Annotated in this window: 16 protein-coding genes; 6 read left to right on the plus strand and 10 right to left on the minus strand. The window is 52.1% G+C overall.

Annotated features, from left to right (window positions below; translation table 11 throughout):
* Together B2Z72_RS17785 and B2Z72_RS17790 are read right to left on the minus strand one after the other, a co-directional pair.
* Positions 1–455 (minus strand): SMI1/KNR4 family protein (locus B2Z72_RS17785; protein WP_297005442.1); only part of this gene is annotated, 455 nt, incomplete at its 3' end.
* A gap of 320 nt (positions 456–775) precedes the next feature.
* Entirely contained in the window at positions 776–2,074 is a 1,299-nt protein-coding gene (locus tag B2Z72_RS17790) for a homoserine dehydrogenase (RefSeq protein WP_296981513.1), read from the minus strand.
* A gap of 221 nt (positions 2,075–2,295) precedes the next feature.
* Between B2Z72_RS17790 and B2Z72_RS17795 the strand changes: the two genes are divergently transcribed.
* A complete protein-coding gene (locus B2Z72_RS17795) occupies positions 2,296–2,808 on the plus strand; it encodes a glycine cleavage system protein R (protein WP_297005444.1) in 513 nt (170 codons plus the stop codon).
* Between the two features lie 37 nt (positions 2,809–2,845).
* Here B2Z72_RS17795 and B2Z72_RS17800 read toward each other — a convergent pair whose 3' ends face one another.
* Together B2Z72_RS17800 and B2Z72_RS17805 are read right to left on the minus strand one after the other, a co-directional pair.
* Positions 2,846–3,595, minus strand: a complete 750-nt coding sequence (locus B2Z72_RS17800; protein ID WP_297005447.1) for a sulfite exporter TauE/SafE family protein — start codon at positions 3,593–3,595, stop codon at positions 2,846–2,848.
* 27 nt (positions 3,596–3,622) lie between these two features.
* Complete coding sequence (locus B2Z72_RS17805; protein ID WP_296982852.1) at positions 3,623–4,360, minus strand: pirin family protein; 738 nt, start codon at positions 4,358–4,360, stop codon at positions 3,623–3,625.
* Positions 4,361–4,512: 152 nt separating this feature from the next.
* Here B2Z72_RS17805 and B2Z72_RS17810 point away from each other — a divergent pair, with 152 nt between their 5' ends.
* Entirely contained in the window at positions 4,513–5,436 is a 924-nt protein-coding gene (locus B2Z72_RS17810) for a DMT family transporter (RefSeq protein ID WP_297005450.1), read from the plus strand.
* 27 nt (positions 5,437–5,463) lie between these two features.
* Here the strand turns inward: B2Z72_RS17810 and B2Z72_RS17815 are convergent, their stop codons facing one another.
* Positions 5,464–6,105: a nitroreductase family protein gene (locus B2Z72_RS17815; RefSeq protein ID WP_296982849.1), complete on the minus strand. Its 642-nt coding sequence runs from the start codon at positions 6,103–6,105 to the stop codon at positions 5,464–5,466.
* A gap of 202 nt (positions 6,106–6,307) precedes the next feature.
* On the opposite strand from B2Z72_RS17815, the gene B2Z72_RS17820 reads away from it, so the two are divergent.
* From B2Z72_RS17820 to B2Z72_RS17830, 3 genes are all read left to right on the plus strand, one after another.
* The gene (locus B2Z72_RS17820; RefSeq protein WP_296982848.1) at positions 6,308–7,264 is read left to right on the plus strand and encodes a LysR family transcriptional regulator; all 957 of its coding nucleotides are present in this window, start codon (positions 6,308–6,310) and stop codon (positions 7,262–7,264) included.
* Complete coding sequence (locus tag B2Z72_RS17825; protein ID WP_296982847.1) at positions 7,254–7,466, plus strand: hypothetical protein; 213 nt, start codon at positions 7,254–7,256, stop codon at positions 7,464–7,466. Before B2Z72_RS17820 ends, B2Z72_RS17825 begins: the two co-directional genes overlap by 11 nt.
* 160 nt (positions 7,467–7,626) lie before the next feature.
* The gene (locus B2Z72_RS17830; RefSeq protein ID WP_296982846.1) at positions 7,627–8,382 is read left to right on the plus strand and encodes an enoyl-CoA hydratase/isomerase family protein; all 756 of its coding nucleotides are present in this window, start codon (positions 7,627–7,629) and stop codon (positions 8,380–8,382) included.
* Between the two features lie 132 nt (positions 8,383–8,514).
* Here B2Z72_RS17830 and B2Z72_RS17835 read toward each other — a convergent pair whose 3' ends face one another.
* Positions 8,515–9,135: a trimeric intracellular cation channel family protein gene (locus tag B2Z72_RS17835; protein ID WP_296982845.1), complete on the minus strand. Its 621-nt coding sequence runs from the start codon at positions 9,133–9,135 to the stop codon at positions 8,515–8,517.
* Between the two features lie 335 nt (positions 9,136–9,470).
* Between B2Z72_RS17835 and B2Z72_RS17840 the strand changes: the two genes are divergently transcribed.
* Positions 9,471–10,163, plus strand: coding sequence for a type 1 glutamine amidotransferase (locus tag B2Z72_RS17840; RefSeq protein WP_296982844.1), 693 nt, complete (start codon positions 9,471–9,473; stop codon positions 10,161–10,163).
* Between the two features lie 149 nt (positions 10,164–10,312).
* Here B2Z72_RS17840 and B2Z72_RS17845 read toward each other — a convergent pair whose 3' ends face one another.
* The 4 genes from B2Z72_RS17845 to B2Z72_RS17860 all read right to left on the minus strand — a co-directional run bounded on the left by B2Z72_RS17845 (position 10,313) and on the right by B2Z72_RS17860 (position 15,303).
* Positions 10,313–11,362 carry an adenosine deaminase gene (locus B2Z72_RS17845; RefSeq protein ID WP_296982843.1) on the minus strand — a complete coding sequence of 350 codons (1,050 nt, stop codon included), beginning with the start codon at positions 11,360–11,362 and terminating at the stop codon, positions 10,313–10,315.
* 48 nt (positions 11,363–11,410) lie between these two features.
* Positions 11,411–12,385 carry an isopenicillin N synthase family dioxygenase gene (locus tag B2Z72_RS17850; RefSeq protein WP_296982842.1) on the minus strand — a complete coding sequence of 325 codons (975 nt, stop codon included), beginning with the start codon at positions 12,383–12,385 and terminating at the stop codon, positions 11,411–11,413.
* Between the two features lie 358 nt (positions 12,386–12,743).
* A complete protein-coding gene (locus B2Z72_RS17855) occupies positions 12,744–13,838 on the minus strand; it encodes a BMP family ABC transporter substrate-binding protein (protein WP_414716363.1) in 1,095 nt (364 codons plus the stop codon).
* Positions 13,839–14,268: 430 nt separating this feature from the next.
* Complete coding sequence (locus B2Z72_RS17860; protein ID WP_296982841.1) at positions 14,269–15,303, minus strand: GGDEF domain-containing protein; 1,035 nt, start codon at positions 15,301–15,303, stop codon at positions 14,269–14,271.
* Positions 15,304–16,014: the final 711 nt, after the last annotated feature.

Here is a 16,014-nt window from a genome sequence, read left to right on the forward strand (position 1 = left end):
ATTGGGTCTGAACTACTACATATAGTTCCACCAGTTTTTTTATACCATTCGTCCATTCTTACAAATTCCGATCTCAGAAAAAAATCTACATTAGACCAGGAGTTGAGAATATAACCCCACCTTCCCCTAGCTTCTCGGTAAACTTCACCGGTCTTAACGTTAACTTTAATACTACTACCATCATATCCATAAGAGCCAATATACAAATATTCCTTACTGTATATTTCAAGCCCATTATCATCAACGGGAAGATCAATTAAATTACCATAATCAATAGATATTGGCTGCACCCCGTCACACTCTAAACTCCCTCGAACATATATAGATTCGCAAAACAGTGTAAGACCATTAGAGTTCATATATATCTCCCTAACGCTATCAGGAAAAGCCTTCCCAACTCTCTTTTCCATTCTCGCGATAATTTTTTTAGATATAGGAGCATACAGCCTATGCAAACACCCTCCTTGCAAAAGCCCATCCGAGTCTGGATGAAAACGGCCAATTTCACAAACGCCTCGCACTATCAACACTGGTTCTTGATAAGATCTAATTAAATCGAAAAAATCACTATTCATCTAAAAGTTCCGAATTACCAAACTCAATCACTAATGGTACTAACAAGCCACCCACCTCTATTCTACCCACTTCTATTCCACCCACCTCTATTCCAAAACCTGATTCACCCCGCCAACCACTGACATCATTCCAACCTGACAGGCAAAAAAAACGGAGCACTCAGGCTCCGTTTTTTATACTCAACATAAAAGTATCTGACTCAGTCGAGATACTCTGCACGGATGCGGGTCACATGGCCCACGGTGCTGTCGAGGTTTTCAATGGCACTGATGGCGTCGTTCATTTTCTTCTCGATCACGCGGTGAGTCAGAATAATGATCTGCGCCAGTGCCTGCTCTTCTTTTGGTTCTTTCTGGATGATGGCTTCGATATTGATGCCACGCTCACTCAGAATGCTGGCGACGGATGCCAGTACACCGGCTTTGTCCTGAACCTGAATACGCAGGTAGTAAGCGGTTTCGATTTCTTCGATTGGCAGTACCTGAACCGGCTCAATCACGTTGTACGCCAGGTGATTTACCTGAGCACCGGAACCGGCTTCCAGAGTGCGTGCCAGATCAACGATATCAGCAACCACAGCAGAAGCTGTTGGGCCTGCACCGGCACCTGCGCCGACGTACAGGGTATCGCCAACGGCATTACCGTTGACCATCACAGCGTTCAGTACGCCGTCGACTTTGGCAATCGGACGGGTTTCCGGAATCAGGGTCGGGTGTACACGCAGATCAATGCCACGTTCGGTCTGATTGCTGACGCCCAGGTGTTTGATGCGGTAACCCAGCTCTTCAGCGTATTCAACATCTTCGCGGGTGATGGTGCTGATGCCTTCGGTGTAGCAACGCTCAAACTGCAGCGGAATACCGTAAGCGATGGAGGCCAGAATGGTCAGCTTGTGCGCGGCGTCGATGCCTTCAACGTCAAACGTCGGATCGGCTTCTGCGTAACCCAGCTCCTGTGCTTCTTTCAGCACATCGGCAAAGTCACGGCCTTTGTCGCGCATTTCGGTCAGAATAAAGTTACCGGTACCGTTAATGATACCCGCCAGCCAGTTAATGCGGTTGGCCGCCAGGCCTTCACGCAGGGCTTTGATGATCGGAATACCACCAGCAACCGCCGCTTCATACATCACAGACACGCCTTTGGCTTCTGCTGCGGCAAAGATTTCTTCGCCGTGTACCGCGATCAGTGCTTTGTTGGCAGTCACAACGTGCTTGCCGTTTTCGATAGCGGTCATGACCAGCTCTTTGGCCACGTCGTAGCCGCCGATCAGCTCAACCACTACATCGATTTCAGGATTCTTTGCTACAGCAAAGACATCATCTGTTACGTCCACACCCGTGGTATCACAGGCTGGGTTGGTATGACGCGCAGCGATCTGCGCAACGATAATCTCACGACCTGCCCGGCGTGCAATATTTTGCGCATTGGAGGTCAGCACGTTGAAGGTGCCACCGCCGACTGTACCTAAACCACAGATACCTACTTTTACCGGTTTCAAGATCATGTCTCCTGTTATTCGTCAGAGCCTGGTCCTGCCCCGGACGAGTGCCCGGAGCGCAAAGGCCGCTATTCTACGCTAAGCCAGGCCATAGCCCAACCTTGAAGCAATATCATGCCGGAGAAAGGTTGCCGAACGCCGCGGAAAGCCGTTAAATCAGGGCACAACACGACAGAACACGACAGAACACGATAACTCAGAACAAACAACAGGAAGATGTTATGGCCGAATCTCTGGTGCTGACCGTTATTGCCGACGATAAAACCGGCATTGTGGAACAGGTGTCTAAAGTGGTTGCCCAACACGGTGGCAACTGGCTGGAAAGCCGCATGGCGCATATGGCGGGCAAGTTTGCCGGTATCGTGCTGATCAGCGTGGACGCCGCGCAGTCAGCGGATCTGATCACCGCGCTCAGCGCACTGAGCAGCCAGGGCATTCAGGTAACCGCAGAAAGTGGTGCCGTGAGCGATGACAGCCAATGCATTGAACTGACGCTGAGTCTGGTCGGCAATGACCGCCCGGGCATCGTGCGTGAAGTGTCTCAGGCGCTGGCGGCTATGAATGTCAACGTGCTGGAGCTGACCACCGACTGCGCACCGGCAGAAATGTCCGCCGTGCCTCTGTTTAAAGCGGAAGCCGTGCTGCGCGTGGCGAAAGACTTCGACACCAGCAAAGTGGCGGATGCACTGGAAGCCATCTCCAACGATCTGATGGTTGAGATCAGCCTCGACTGAATCAGGGCCAGACTGAGCAGGTGTGAATGTGGCAGGTTCAGCCTGCCACTGCCCGCCCAAGCAGGTACACCGAGTTCACTGCCAGCAAAACCATCATAATGCGGAAGAACACCGCACTGTCGACGCGCTTAGAGAGCCAGCGCCCCAACCATGTACCAACGAAAGCCAGCGGGATCAGCATTAAGGTCAGCGTACCGATTTCAGGGTTGAGTAAGCCCAGGTAGGCATAAGGGATCAGTTTGACCGCATTCATCAGGCCGAAGGCCACTGCCATCTGCGCCAGATACACATCTTTGCTGACGTTCAGGGTCAGATAATGAGCCTGCATCGGTGCCGCGCCGGCATGAGCCAGCACACTGCCAACACCGCCCATGGTACCGAGAAAGTGCGCTTTCAACGGGCCACTGCTGCTGCCCTGTTTGCCCGCCCCACCCAGCACCGGCCAGCGGCGCTGAGCCAGCACCCAGATACCCATCAGACCAATAATCGCCTGCACGCCGCGCTCGCTGACCACACCCAACAGCGCAGCACCGGCAAAAATGCCGACAATAATGCCGGGCACGACGGGCTTGAGTAATTTCCAGGTGAAATAGTGGCGGTAAATGCGGATGGTCAGTACGTCCATCAGCAGCAGAATCGGCAACAGAATACCAATAGCCTGCTCACCGCCGATAAAAGGCGCCATCATGGGAACCGCTACGACGCCAATGCCACCACCAAAACCGGATTTTGAAATGCCAGTGATCAGTACCCCGATCACGGTGATTGCAATAAACGTCAGATCCACAAATTACCTTTTATCTTTTTAAGCGGGTTAGCTGACCGGGGATTTTTCTCCCGGCAGATCGAATAACAGAGCTTCGGCTTTATGATCAGCCAGCAGCTTCAGCTGAGCTTCATCGACCAGTGCCACGCCATCGCCCTCTTCCAGAATCAGATGCGACGCATCGGCATCCACCGATGGGTCGATGTTCAGAATCAGCGGCCCCTGCACAACATGCAGGTAATAGTGGCGCTGCGGGTTAAGCGGATGTTCCACGGCTTCCGCATTTAACCGTACATGATTAAGCTCAGCGTCCTGACGGATTTTCAGAGTACCGTCACGGCCGTCCGCAGTGACCACTGGCTGTACCGCCTGCTCATAAGCAAACGACTTCTGCTGGTAACCCGGCGTGGTTTCTTTTTCGTTAGGCTGAATCCAGATCTGCAGAAAATGCAGGCCTTCGCTGGCCGACGGGTTGTACTCACTGTGACGGATGCCACTGCCCGCCGACATCAGCTGAAATTCCCCGGCCGGCAGAATTTCTTCACCACCGGTTGAGTCTTTGTGGGCGATCTGCCCTTCCAGCACATAGCTGATGATTTCCATGTTGCGGTGACCATGGGTGGAAAATCCGGTACCCGGTTCCACACGGTCGTCATTGATCACACGCAGAGCAGAAAAGCCGGTGTAGCGCGGATCATAGTACTCGCCAAAGGAAAAGGTATGCGCACTGCGCAACCAGCCAAAATGTGCCCGGCCCCGTTCACAGGCCGCCCGTAAGGTTATCATACTCAGCTCCGATGTCTGTTGTGTCTGTCAGCAGGCGTCAGCCTCTGCCGTATTCAGACAAGATTCTGTTAATAAATTTCATCATTACAGGGCAAGACTAACCATCGCGCCTGTGAAATACTCCGCGCTCTTAAGCCAGCTACGGATATTCTGTGTCAGCACCCGACCAACAAACCGCTCTTTCAGCCACCGCCACAGCCCCCGGCCATTCACTGAAAGCCGATATTCTATTGGTAGGGGTAACCGTACTGGCGGCGTTTGGCTGGGCCTTTTCAAAACAGGCACTGACAGAATTTCAGCCGCTGCTGTTTCTTGGCAGCCGCTTCCTGCTGGCCGGACTGATTCTGGTGTTTCCCGGCCACCGTGCCCTGCTGCAGTTAAAGGCAGCTGAGTGGCGGGTGTCAGCCATCGTCGGACTGGTCTTTGGCGCCGCCATGTCGTTCTGGATTCTGGGTCTGTTCAACGCCCACAGCCTGGCGGAAGGTGCCTTTATTACCAGTCTGGCAGTGGTGCTGGTGCCCCTGCTCAGCTTCTTTATGTATCGCGAAATTCCGGCCCGGGTATTCTGGCTTGCCCTGCCGCTGGCCATCGCCGGTCTGGCCCTGCTATCGCTGCGCAACGGCTTTACCCCGGATCCGGGGCAGTGGTACTTCCTCGGCGCCGCTGTACTGCTGTCTTTTACTTTTATTCTGAATGGCCGCGCTGCTGCACGGATTTCAGCGCTGGCACTGAGTGCTATTCAACTGCTGGTCGTTGGTATGTTCTGCCTGCTGTTGTCAGCCCTGACAGAAGACTGGCCGGATACCATCACGCCCACCATGTGGTTATGGCTGATTCTCAGCCTGACCATAGGAACGTCCGTTCGTTTTCTGCTGCAGACTTATGCTCAGGGCCTGACATCCCCCAGCCATGCGGCAGTGATCATGATTCTCGAACCTGTCTGGACCACGGTGCTGGCCTTTATCTGGTTCGGTGAAACCCTGTCCGCCAGTCAGCTGGCCGGCTGCTCACTGATTTTTGCAGCATTGCTGGTGAACCGCTGGCGCGCGGTTCAGAAGCTGCTGCGCGGACGCTGACAGCACGTCCGCTGATACTATTCAGGCTCAGCTGAAGTCGTGAGTCTGACCAGGACGTGCGTCGAGAACGGTGACTTCTTCCGCCTGCAGACGTGGCTTACGTGCCCAGTTGCCTTCACGGGCGTAGCCCACACACACCATCATGGCGATGTCGTACTGCTCGCCAATGTTGAACACTTCTTTCAGTTTGGCAGCATCAAAACCAATCATAGGGCCGCTGGCCAGACCTTTGGCGGTGGCTGCGGTCATCAGGTTCATGGTGGCCATGCTGGCGGAGCGCAGTGCTTCGTCGTGTGACTTCGCCGCGTTACCTTCGTAGTTGGTGTCCACAGCGTTCACCATGTAATCAGCAGCCTGCTGTGGGAAAACACCGGCATCAACACCGCGTTTGGCGATTTCCGGCATTTTACGGTGACCCAGAGTGTCAGCCAGAATCAGAACAACAGCAGGTGCATCGACCACTTTCTGCTGACCAAAGGCGATATCTTTTAACGTTTCTTTCGCCGCCGCGTCAGTCACCACCATGTAACGGGTGTGCTGAATGTTGTACGCGGTTGGCGCTTCCTGGGCATAGTTCAGGATTTCCAGCAGATCCTCTTTGGATACCGCTTTCTCAGTATCATAAAAGTTAATCGAGGTACGGCTGGTCAGTGCGTCAAAAGCATTCATGGTCTTGCTCCAGATTAATTTAGATGTCGAATTTTAATTCGCCATGGTCGATATAAAAGTTCATAATTTCGTGGCAAGTATTCGATTTTTACGAACCGACAGATGTCCTGCTGAGCGGCCCTGTACGCCGCAGGCTCAAAGGCAAAAGTTTCACGCCAGACGGTTCAAAAGCCAGACAGTTCAAGCGCAGGCAGAGGTAACGATGAAAACAACTCTGGAGCAGTGGCGGATGTTCAAAGCCGTGGTCGAATACGGTGGGTACGCCCAGGCTGCCGATGCCATCCATAAGAGCCAGTCCACCATCAGCTATGGCGTACACAAGCTGCAGGAGCAGCTGGGTGTACAGTTGCTGGAAGTGGAAGGCCGTAAGGCGGTGCTCACCGATCACGGCAAGATTCTGCTGCAACGGGCCGACCAGCTGCTGGATCAGGCAGAAAACCTCGATAAAGTCGCAGACTCACTGAGCAGTGGCGTAGAACCCATGGTGCATCTGGCACTGGATATGGTGTATCCCTACGAACAGCTGTTTAGCGTGCTGCAACGCTTTTCCGATCAGTACCCCAATACCCGTGTAGAGCTGGAAGAATTCGTGCTCAGTGGCGGTAACGAAATGCTGGCGGAAGGCACCATTGATCTGCTGGTCACCCCAAGAGTGCCCGCCGGCTACAATGGCGAACATATCTTCCGCGCCAAATTCGTGCCGGTTTCCAGTGCCGATCATCCTCTGCAGCATCTTGGCCGCGGCGTCACCTACGATGACCTGACCCAGCACCGCCAGGTGGTGCTGCGTGATTCCAGCAAGAAAGCCCGGGAAGATTCTGGTTGGCTTGGCGCCCACCAGCGCTGGACCGTTACTCATTTCAGCACCAGCCTGAATATTATCCGTCGCGGACTGGCCTATGCCTGGGTGCCTGAGCACATCGTGCACAAAGAACTCATCAACGGCACGCTGACACAACTGCCCATGGCGGTAGAAGCTGCCCGTTACGCCGACCTGTATCTGGTGAAGGCCCATGGTGATATGAGCGGCCCGGCGACCAATACACTGGCGGAACTGCTGGCCCATTTTTCTGCGGTCGAAACCGAAGAGCTGGAAAACGAGCACCAACAGGCATTGCAGAACGGACTGCAACAGGCATCACCCAACGATGAGCACTGACGCCACACTGCTGTATGCCGGCCTGCTGTTCAGCTCCATCGGCATGGGCTACATGGTGTATGGCCGGCGTCAGAAGCACAAAGTCGCTTTTTACGCCGGTCTGGCGCTGATCGTTTATCCCTACTTTGTCTCATCCCTCACCGCGCTGGTGGTGCTGGGGATTCTCTTTATGTTGTTGCCACGTCTGCTGCAGCTCGACTGAGCTGTTACAGGCTGGCGCAGCAGCACAAGCACAGCCAACTCTGTACACAAATTAATCATTAAGCACAGACTTGTGAGCTTTGATCATTGCTCTGTTGCTCTGGGTTTGCCATTATCCGACAGCTCAGGATTCAGAACGATATTAAAAAAGAGACCCACCCATGTATCAGGATATTCAATACGCCATCGAAGACGGCATCGCCATCATCACCATTAACCGTCCGAAAGTGCTCAACGCCATCCGTATTCAGACTTACGACGACATCATCGACGCACTCAACAGCAGTGATCAGAATGACGATGTGAAAGTCGTGGTCATGACCGGCGCTGAAGGCCGCTTCACCGCCGGTAACGACCTTGCCGACCTGCTGCCGCCAAGCGATATCCGTGAACTGAAAAAACGCGTTGGCGGCATCTTTGCTGCGCTGGCGAAACTGAGCAAGCCCCTGATCATCGCTCAGGAAGGCGTTGCCATCGGTATTGGCGCCAACATGCTGCTGCACGCTGACATCGCCTACGCCGGTAAAAGCATCCGCTACAGCCTGCCCTTTGCCAAAATCGGCGTAACCTCAGAAGGCGCGTGCTCCGTATTGCTGGCCGAAGCCATTGGCCCTAAACGGGCGAATGAACTGCTCTATACCGGCCGTTTCTTCAGCGCTGAAGAAGCGGAAAAATGGGGCCTGCTGACGGCTATGACAGAAGACGGCGCAGCACTGGAAACCGCTATGGCGACGGCCCGTGAACTGCTGAAAAACTCTCAGGGTTCGATCCGTGCGATCAAAAAACTGGGCAAAGCCGAAGGCCACGAAGAACGTGTTAACAAAGCCGTTGAACTGGAAATGCAGCTGTTCGCTGAGTTACTGGAAACCCCGGAAACCCAGGCGCGCATTAACCATGTACTGAAAGGCGGTAAATAACCGCCTTTTACTGCGCGTGGTTTAAAGCGCGAAGGTCAGCGCAGAGAGCACTGACAAAGAAAAAGAAAAACAAAGGTAAGAACAACGCGGCGGACTGCACCGCCGCATTGTTCTTACTTATAAATATTGTTCTTACTTATACATATTCGGCAGTTTAATTTTGAATTTAATCGCCAGTGCCCGCAGGATAAAAGCCGTGCAGAAGCCACCCAGCAGATCAACGTTGGCTGCCATGTCCAGCTCATGCAGAATCAGGTACACCACGGATCCGGCCAGTGCTGTCGTAATATAGAGCTCTTCATTCATCAGCGTCAGGCTGCTGCGGCACAGAACATCACGGGCGATCCCGCCAAATGATGCCGTCATCACCCCCATACAAACCGCAATCAGTGGTGTAGCACCAAACTTCAGTGCCACCTCCGTACCGGCCACCGCGAACAACGCCAGCCCCACTGCATCCATCCATAACAGCGCCCGCGACAACGACGCCAGCATCGGCGTGACAAAGTAAGTTACTGCCGAAGCGATCAGGCAGATACTGATCCAGATCGGCTCCCGCACCCAGAACACCGGCAGATGCCCCAGCACCAGATCGCGCAGCGTACCGCCACCAAGACCCGTGACCGTGCCAATCAGCATAAACCCGAGAATGTCCATGCGCTGCCGGGCAGCATTCAGCGCACCGGAAACGGCGAATACAGCCACGGCAGACAGACTCATAATATTAATGGCAGTAGTGATATCGAAGGCCATAATTACCTGACTGAGATGCAAAACGGAAAGTAGCTCTATTTATAGCACCTGACCGGCAGATGCTACAGAAATCCGCTCATCAACCCCTGATGTCTCTGGTATGCACCTGTCCATAAACATCTCCTATCCTTAGCGACACCTGTCTTTAACAACACCAGCCCTTAACAAAACAGGCCCATAAACAAGCCCCGAACAAACACCTACCCCTGAATGGATATACCCTTCAGCGACGGTCCGCGTTAGCCTGCCGGTAATCTACACTCATAACGGGCCCGGCTTCTGAGCGATCAGACATCCGGACAGCCCAAAATCCCAAAAGTAAAAGCCAGAGCATTATGAAAGCCATTATCCTGCAGCACACAGACTACGAAGACGCCGGTTATGTTGAAACCTGGCTGGCACAGCAGAACGCAGAGGTTAAGCATGTGTATCTTTTCCAGCCTGAGCATGAATTTCCCGCGCCGGAAAGTTTTGACCTGCTGGTGATCTGCGGAGGCCCTATGGGTGCTTATGAAGAAGACAAGCACCCATGGTTAATCAATGAAAAAGCCTTTATCCGCTCCGCCATCGATGCTGGCAAGAAAGTGTTGGGACTGTGTCTGGGCGGCCAGCTGATCGCCTCTTGCCTGGGGGCTGAAATCCGAAAAAATCCACAGCCGGAAATCGGCTGGTTTGAACTGACGGCAGAAAATCAGGACGCAGACGTATTTCACATACCACCATCCTTCCCGATCATGGAATGGCATTTCGATACCTTTGAGCTGCCACCCGGCGCCACCCGCTTAGCCTCGTCTGCCGCCTGTAAAAACCAGATGTATCAGATCGGTAAAAACGTTATGGGAACCCAATGCCATCCGGAAATGACCGCACAGGATATTCTGTTTCTGATCGATACGTATCTGGCCGATGCCGGTAACGCAGAAGGTATTCAGGATTACGACACCATCAAAAAAGGCGTTGATCTGTACGCCGCTGATGCCAATCAGTTGATGGCGGACATGCTGGTTTATCTGACTCAGGATCTGTGAAAAGCCATCGGCTCAACAAATATGATCGATAAAAAAACGCGCCTGAGTCTTAGCAGACCCGGCGCGTTTTTTATTTACCGACTTTTCTGATACGTTTGTGTTGGTGCGTTTTCGTTGTTGTATTTAGTTGTTGTATTTAACGATTGCCTTCAGCCAGCACACGCCGCAGCAAGTTTTTTCATCCATGCCGCTTTCTGTTCATCACCGACAAAACTGGCGTTCAGACTGTTGGCCGCAAGATGCGCTGCCTGCTGACGTGTCATTCCCAGATTGTCCGCCAGCGACTGATAATTCGCTAACAGATAGCCGCCAAAAAATGCCGGATCATCAGCATTTACCGTAACGCATAAACCGCGTTCCAGCAGCTTAAGAATCGGGTGTTCACTCATGTGTTCGTACACTTTCAGACGGGTATTCGACAGAGGGCAAACGGTAAGCGGCATTTTTTCATCCGCCAGGCGATTCATCATGGCTTCACTGTCAGTACAGCGTACGCCGTGGTCGATACGCTGCACGTCGAGGTAATCCAGTGCACCTTCGATATAAGACACCGGACCTTCTTCGCCAGCGTGCGCAACGCGTTTGAGCCCCATGCGTTTGGCTTCGGCGAATACTTCGGAGAATTTTTCCGGTGGGTTACCCACTTCGGAAGAATCCAGCCCGACACCAATAAAGTGTTTAATATAAGGCTCTGCGCGATTCAGGGTTTCGAAGGCTTCATCTTCGGACAAATGACGCAGGAAACACAGAATCAGACCGTAGCTGATACCCAGTTTTTCTTCACCGTCCTGCAATGCCCGGGTAATACCATTAATCACGACGCCAATATCAATACCACGATCCGTGTGCGTCTGCGGGTCAAAGAAAGGTTCAACGTGAACAACACCTTCAGCATGACACTGCTGCAGATACGCCCAGGTTAAATCATAAAAATCCTGTTCGTGAATCAGCACACCGGCGCATTGATAGTAAATATCGAGGAAGGACTGCAGATTGGTAAAGTCGTAGGCTTTTTTTACTTCTTCAACGCTGGCATAAGGCAAAGCAATATTGTTGCGTTTCGCCAGTTTAAACATCAGTTCCGGTTCCAGTGAACCTTCCAGATGCAGGTGTAATTCTGCTTTTGGCAAAGCAATCAGAAAGTCTGTATCAGCAACAGCATCCGCTGCAGATACAGCAATATTGAAAGAGTCAGTCATAGCTTCTCCAAAGCAAAAGCGGCACATCCATGTGCTGCAAGGTCAGGTTTATGCCGTTTTTTGCTGACGGTAAGCGTAGGTCGCTTCAAAACGTGAAATCAGCCAGTCACCCTGAGTTGTCGCTTCATATTTATGCGGATTTTCTGCAGAAATACAGGACGGAATGGTTTCCACCAGAGTGTCGTAGCGGGTTTCGACAAAAAACGGAATGGAATATCTGTGTTTGCCCGGTGCCAGATTGCGCACGCGGTGCAGGGTTGAGCGATAAGCGTCGTTGGTCCAGCGCTGCATCAGATCACCAATGTTGACCACCAGCGCACCTTCTACCGGAGGAGCACTGATCCAGCGGTCGTCCTTGGTCAGCACTTCCAGACCACCGGTATTGTCCTGCGCCAGCAGAGTAATACAGCCGTAGTCTGTGTGCGCACCGGCAGCCATTGCATCATCCGGTACAGTGACGCCATCCGGACGCGGCGGATAATGGATCATACGCAGCACTGACATATGCTCAGTGGTAAATTTGCTGGTAAAGAAGTCTTCGTCCAGATCCAGGGCAATCGCCATGGCCGACAACATACGATAAGCAACACTCATCAGCAGCGTGTAATGCTGATTCATTTGCTGCTGGAATCCTGGCATGTCGCCATACTGGTTCGGACCATAAAGAGCCGGAAATTCACTGACAATCGGGTGCTCCGGATGGATATCCAGCGCCATATCGAATGTCTCTTTCCAGTCTGTTGGATTGGCCGGGTCAAGCTGCTCAGCACCATGACTGCCCCAACCACGGTGGTTGTTGCTATTGGCCATTTCAATTTTTTTCTTCTCTTCCATCGGTTGGGCAAAGAAACGCTCAGACAGATCAAACATGCTGTCGATCTGCTGTTGAGAAATTCCGTGACCAGTAATAGCCAGGAAGCCGATTTCACGACACGCGTGATCAATTTCTTTGATTACAGGCGCCCAGTCTTCACGATTCGGGCTGCTGAGAAGGGAAATGTCGATTACAGGAATTGTTGTCATACATGGAACCTATATAAGGTATAGGGCCTGATGTCAGGCTCTCAGTGAATTAAGCACTCCCGCGCATCCGTCATTCAATGCGGACCGGCCAGGAGAGTCCTCTTTCTGCGCTATGAAAGAAGAAGTCCCGGTATTTGCTCTTACCAAGAGGGTATTCACTCTTACCAAGAGGGTATTTGCTCTTACCAAGAATTGGCATCCTGCACGCATTGGTATTGCGTTGGGGCTCTTATGGTCTGGCTTCCATGCAGATGGAGCGGCTTTCGCCGCCCCATCAACAGTGTCCGATCCCATGATGGAACGGACATTTACCCGGGCCTGTACTGCTTAATGATCAGGCCCGTATGGCAATTGCTGCTTATTTCGGAATAGTAGCGTCAATGCCTTCAACATACCAGTTAACACCGGCCAGCTCTTCGTCGGTCAGAGTGTGACCCGCTGGTACTACAACGTTACCCTGGTTGTCTTTGATAGGACCAGTGAAAGGGTGGAATTCACCGCTCTTGATCTTAGCTTCGTATTCCTTAACTTTTGCCACAACGTCTTCTGGCAGGTTAGGGTTGATAGACGCTACGTCCAGCATGTTTTCAGCAAAACCACCCCAGAAATCCTGTGGTTTCCAGGTACCGGCTTTCACGTTTTTGATCACTTCGATGTAGTGCGGAGACCAGTCATCGCGGATAGAGAACATGTGCGCGTTCGGAGCGAACTTGCTCATATCAGATGCCTGACCAATACCCTTAACACCACGTTTCTCAGCAGCCATCAGAGGTGCAGGAGAGTCGGTGTGCTGAATCAGTACGTCAACACCCTGGTCGATCAGAGCGTTAGCGGCTTCGCTTTCTTTAACCGGATCGTACCAGGTGCTTACCCACATGATCTTGATTTTAACGTCCGGGTTCACGGATTTAGCGGCCATGTACACGGTATCGATATCGCGGATTACTTCCGGAATAGGGAAAGATGCGATGTAACCGATGGTGTTGGTTTTGGTAGTCATACCAGCAGCCAGACCTGACAGGTAACGGCCTTCATAGGTACGCAGAACATAGGTAGAGAGGTTTTTGGCACGCTTGTAACCGGTAGCGTGTTCAAAAACAACGTTAGGGAATTTCTTCGCAACTTTCAGAGTTGGGTTCATGTAACCGAAAGAAGTGGTGAAGATAACGTCGTTACCGCTTTGAGCCAGCTGACGGATTACACGCTCAGCGTCAGCACCTTCAGGCACTTTCTCAACGTAAGTGGTTTCCACTTTATCGCCAAAGTATTCTTCGACTTCCAGACGCGCACGGTCATGTTCATAAGTCCAGCCGTAATCGCCTACCGGGCCAATGTATACGAAACCAACCTTGGTTGGATCTTCAGCAAAAGATGCAGATGCTGCAGTGCCCAGCCCCAGAACCAGCGCTGCTGATGCCAGCATGCTTTTCCAGGATGTTGTTTTCTTCATCATAACTCTCTCCGTTTTTCTGATTACCCGTTACCGGGCTGTTTAGAACTTAGTCCAATGCCATTTAGCAATAACTTGGCCAATTGGTCAGGAAACATAAAAATTTCTTAAAAGCCCGATGTTATGGCCTTTTCCACATAGTGAATGCACTTATGAATCCCGCACCATAACGCGCCGCATATTGTAACGCACCAAAAGGATGCCGTATCTTGGTGCATATGCACCAGAGTATTTCAGAATTTTACCAAACGGTTCAGTATTTTTACCCTGTCTGCGTCAGCAAGTCTGTGGAAACACGGGTCAGAGGGCGCAGCCACTGATGGCTGATACAGGATGGCTGACAAAGTGTGGCGAGGACACAAAAGAAGGGGCTCGCGAACGACTGAAGCTGGTGCCCACTAACCCTCTGGGTCAGGCAGGCAGCAGAATGTCGTCAGAAACTTGGAATGGTTGAGACCTCAACATCGTCAAATACGACACGGTTGCGGCCAGCGTATTTCGCTGCATACATGCGCTGATCAGCGGCATGGTAAAGATCAATCAGATTACTGCCGTCGCTGCCACTGATAGCCACACCAAAACTGGCGGTACAGGCTACCGGCTCACCGTTCACATAGAAACCGCCGCTTTCCAGCGCGCGACGCGCGTTTTCAGCCACATCAGAGCCGGCGCGCAGGTCCGCCCCCGGCAGCAGAATACAGAACTCTTCGCCGCCAACACGGAAGATGTAATCGGTTTTACGGATCACTGAATGCAAACGCTCAGTAACGTAAATCAGCGCATCATCACCAGCCGGATGACCATGGGTATCGTTAATCTGTTTGAAGTGATCAAGATCCAGCAGAATAAAAGCCACCGTCTGATTGCGGGCAGCAGAATTACGGATCTCAGATTCGACGATTTCCGCCAGACGCCGGCGGTTCAGCAAGCCTGTCAGGGGATCCCGTTCGGCGATCTCCAGCAACCGCATGCTGTAACGTGCCCGCCCCTGTTCATAGATATGCGCAAAACTCCAGATTGCCAGCGTGCAGATAACAACGTTGGCAATGCCGACGGGCTTAATGGTATCGCCGCCAAGGTAACGGAGAATAAAAATTACCAGCGCGATCAGCAGATAGACGGCCGTGACAATAAAACCGCCGGTAACGCCCATCAGCAGATAAGTGATCTGCGGTATCAGCAGAACCCAGACAAAGATCGTGTCCGATGAACCGGGCCGCGCCAGAGCAAACATCATGACCGACAAAAACGGGATCAGATAAGCCAGCGTCCACGCACGCAGATTCTCGGTGGTGGACACCGAACGATAGCAACCAAGCGAATAAACAGCCGCTGCCAGCTCGGTATAGGCCAGGGTATACATACCGCGCTGGTAATTGAGGACAAAGAAAATAACACCGCTGACTGCTGTTATTAATAACAGCCCTTTAAGAACCTTACGCCGGTGCAGTGGTTCACGAAATGACATAACAGCTCCAGAAAAATAACACTGTCCGGTTTATGGAATATGGGCAGGTGAATACAGCACCCTATTCTACGTCAGCCTGCAGGACGATTATAGAATATTGGTATTAATGACAGAATCGTCCAGAAGGTTGGCAGATTACGTTGCGCACAGCACACCGGATAGTTGTTTATACCTATCAGGGTTATTAAATCACTCCAGTAACGACTTCCTGCAGATACCGGAAAAGGCCCTGAAAACTGCATTGTTCGTTTGTCCGACAAGGGGGCATGTGCTGTTTTGATTTCCTTACATTTTGTTGGTTATTTTGCCGCAAAACAGAAAACTGATTCGACGATCGTCCTTCTCAGGAACAACTAATCAATTTAACTCAGATGTTGTTGAACCAGTCAGACGTGTTGACCGCCATGGATGACGGGAATGCCGGAAACGCTGGACGCAGTCTTCCGGCCGTAGCTCCACCGGCTTTCAGAGCTGGTTGTCATAAGAGGCACCAGCAACCGGGGTTTCTTTCTGGCTTTGTGGTCGCCACAAAGCTTTGCTGGTCTGTACTGCAAGCACAAAAAAGGCGACCCGAAGGTCGCCTCTCTTAAGAACCGCTAATCAATTCAACTCAGATGTTTTTGAACTGGTCAGAAGTGTTGACCGCCATGGATGGCGGGAATGCCGGAAACGCAGGACGCAGTCTTCCGGCCTTAGCACCACCGGCTTTCA

Source organism: Thalassolituus sp. UBA6592 (assembly GCF_002433655.1).
Taxonomy (GTDB): domain Bacteria; phylum Pseudomonadota; class Gammaproteobacteria; order Pseudomonadales; family Oceanobacteraceae; genus Venatoribacter.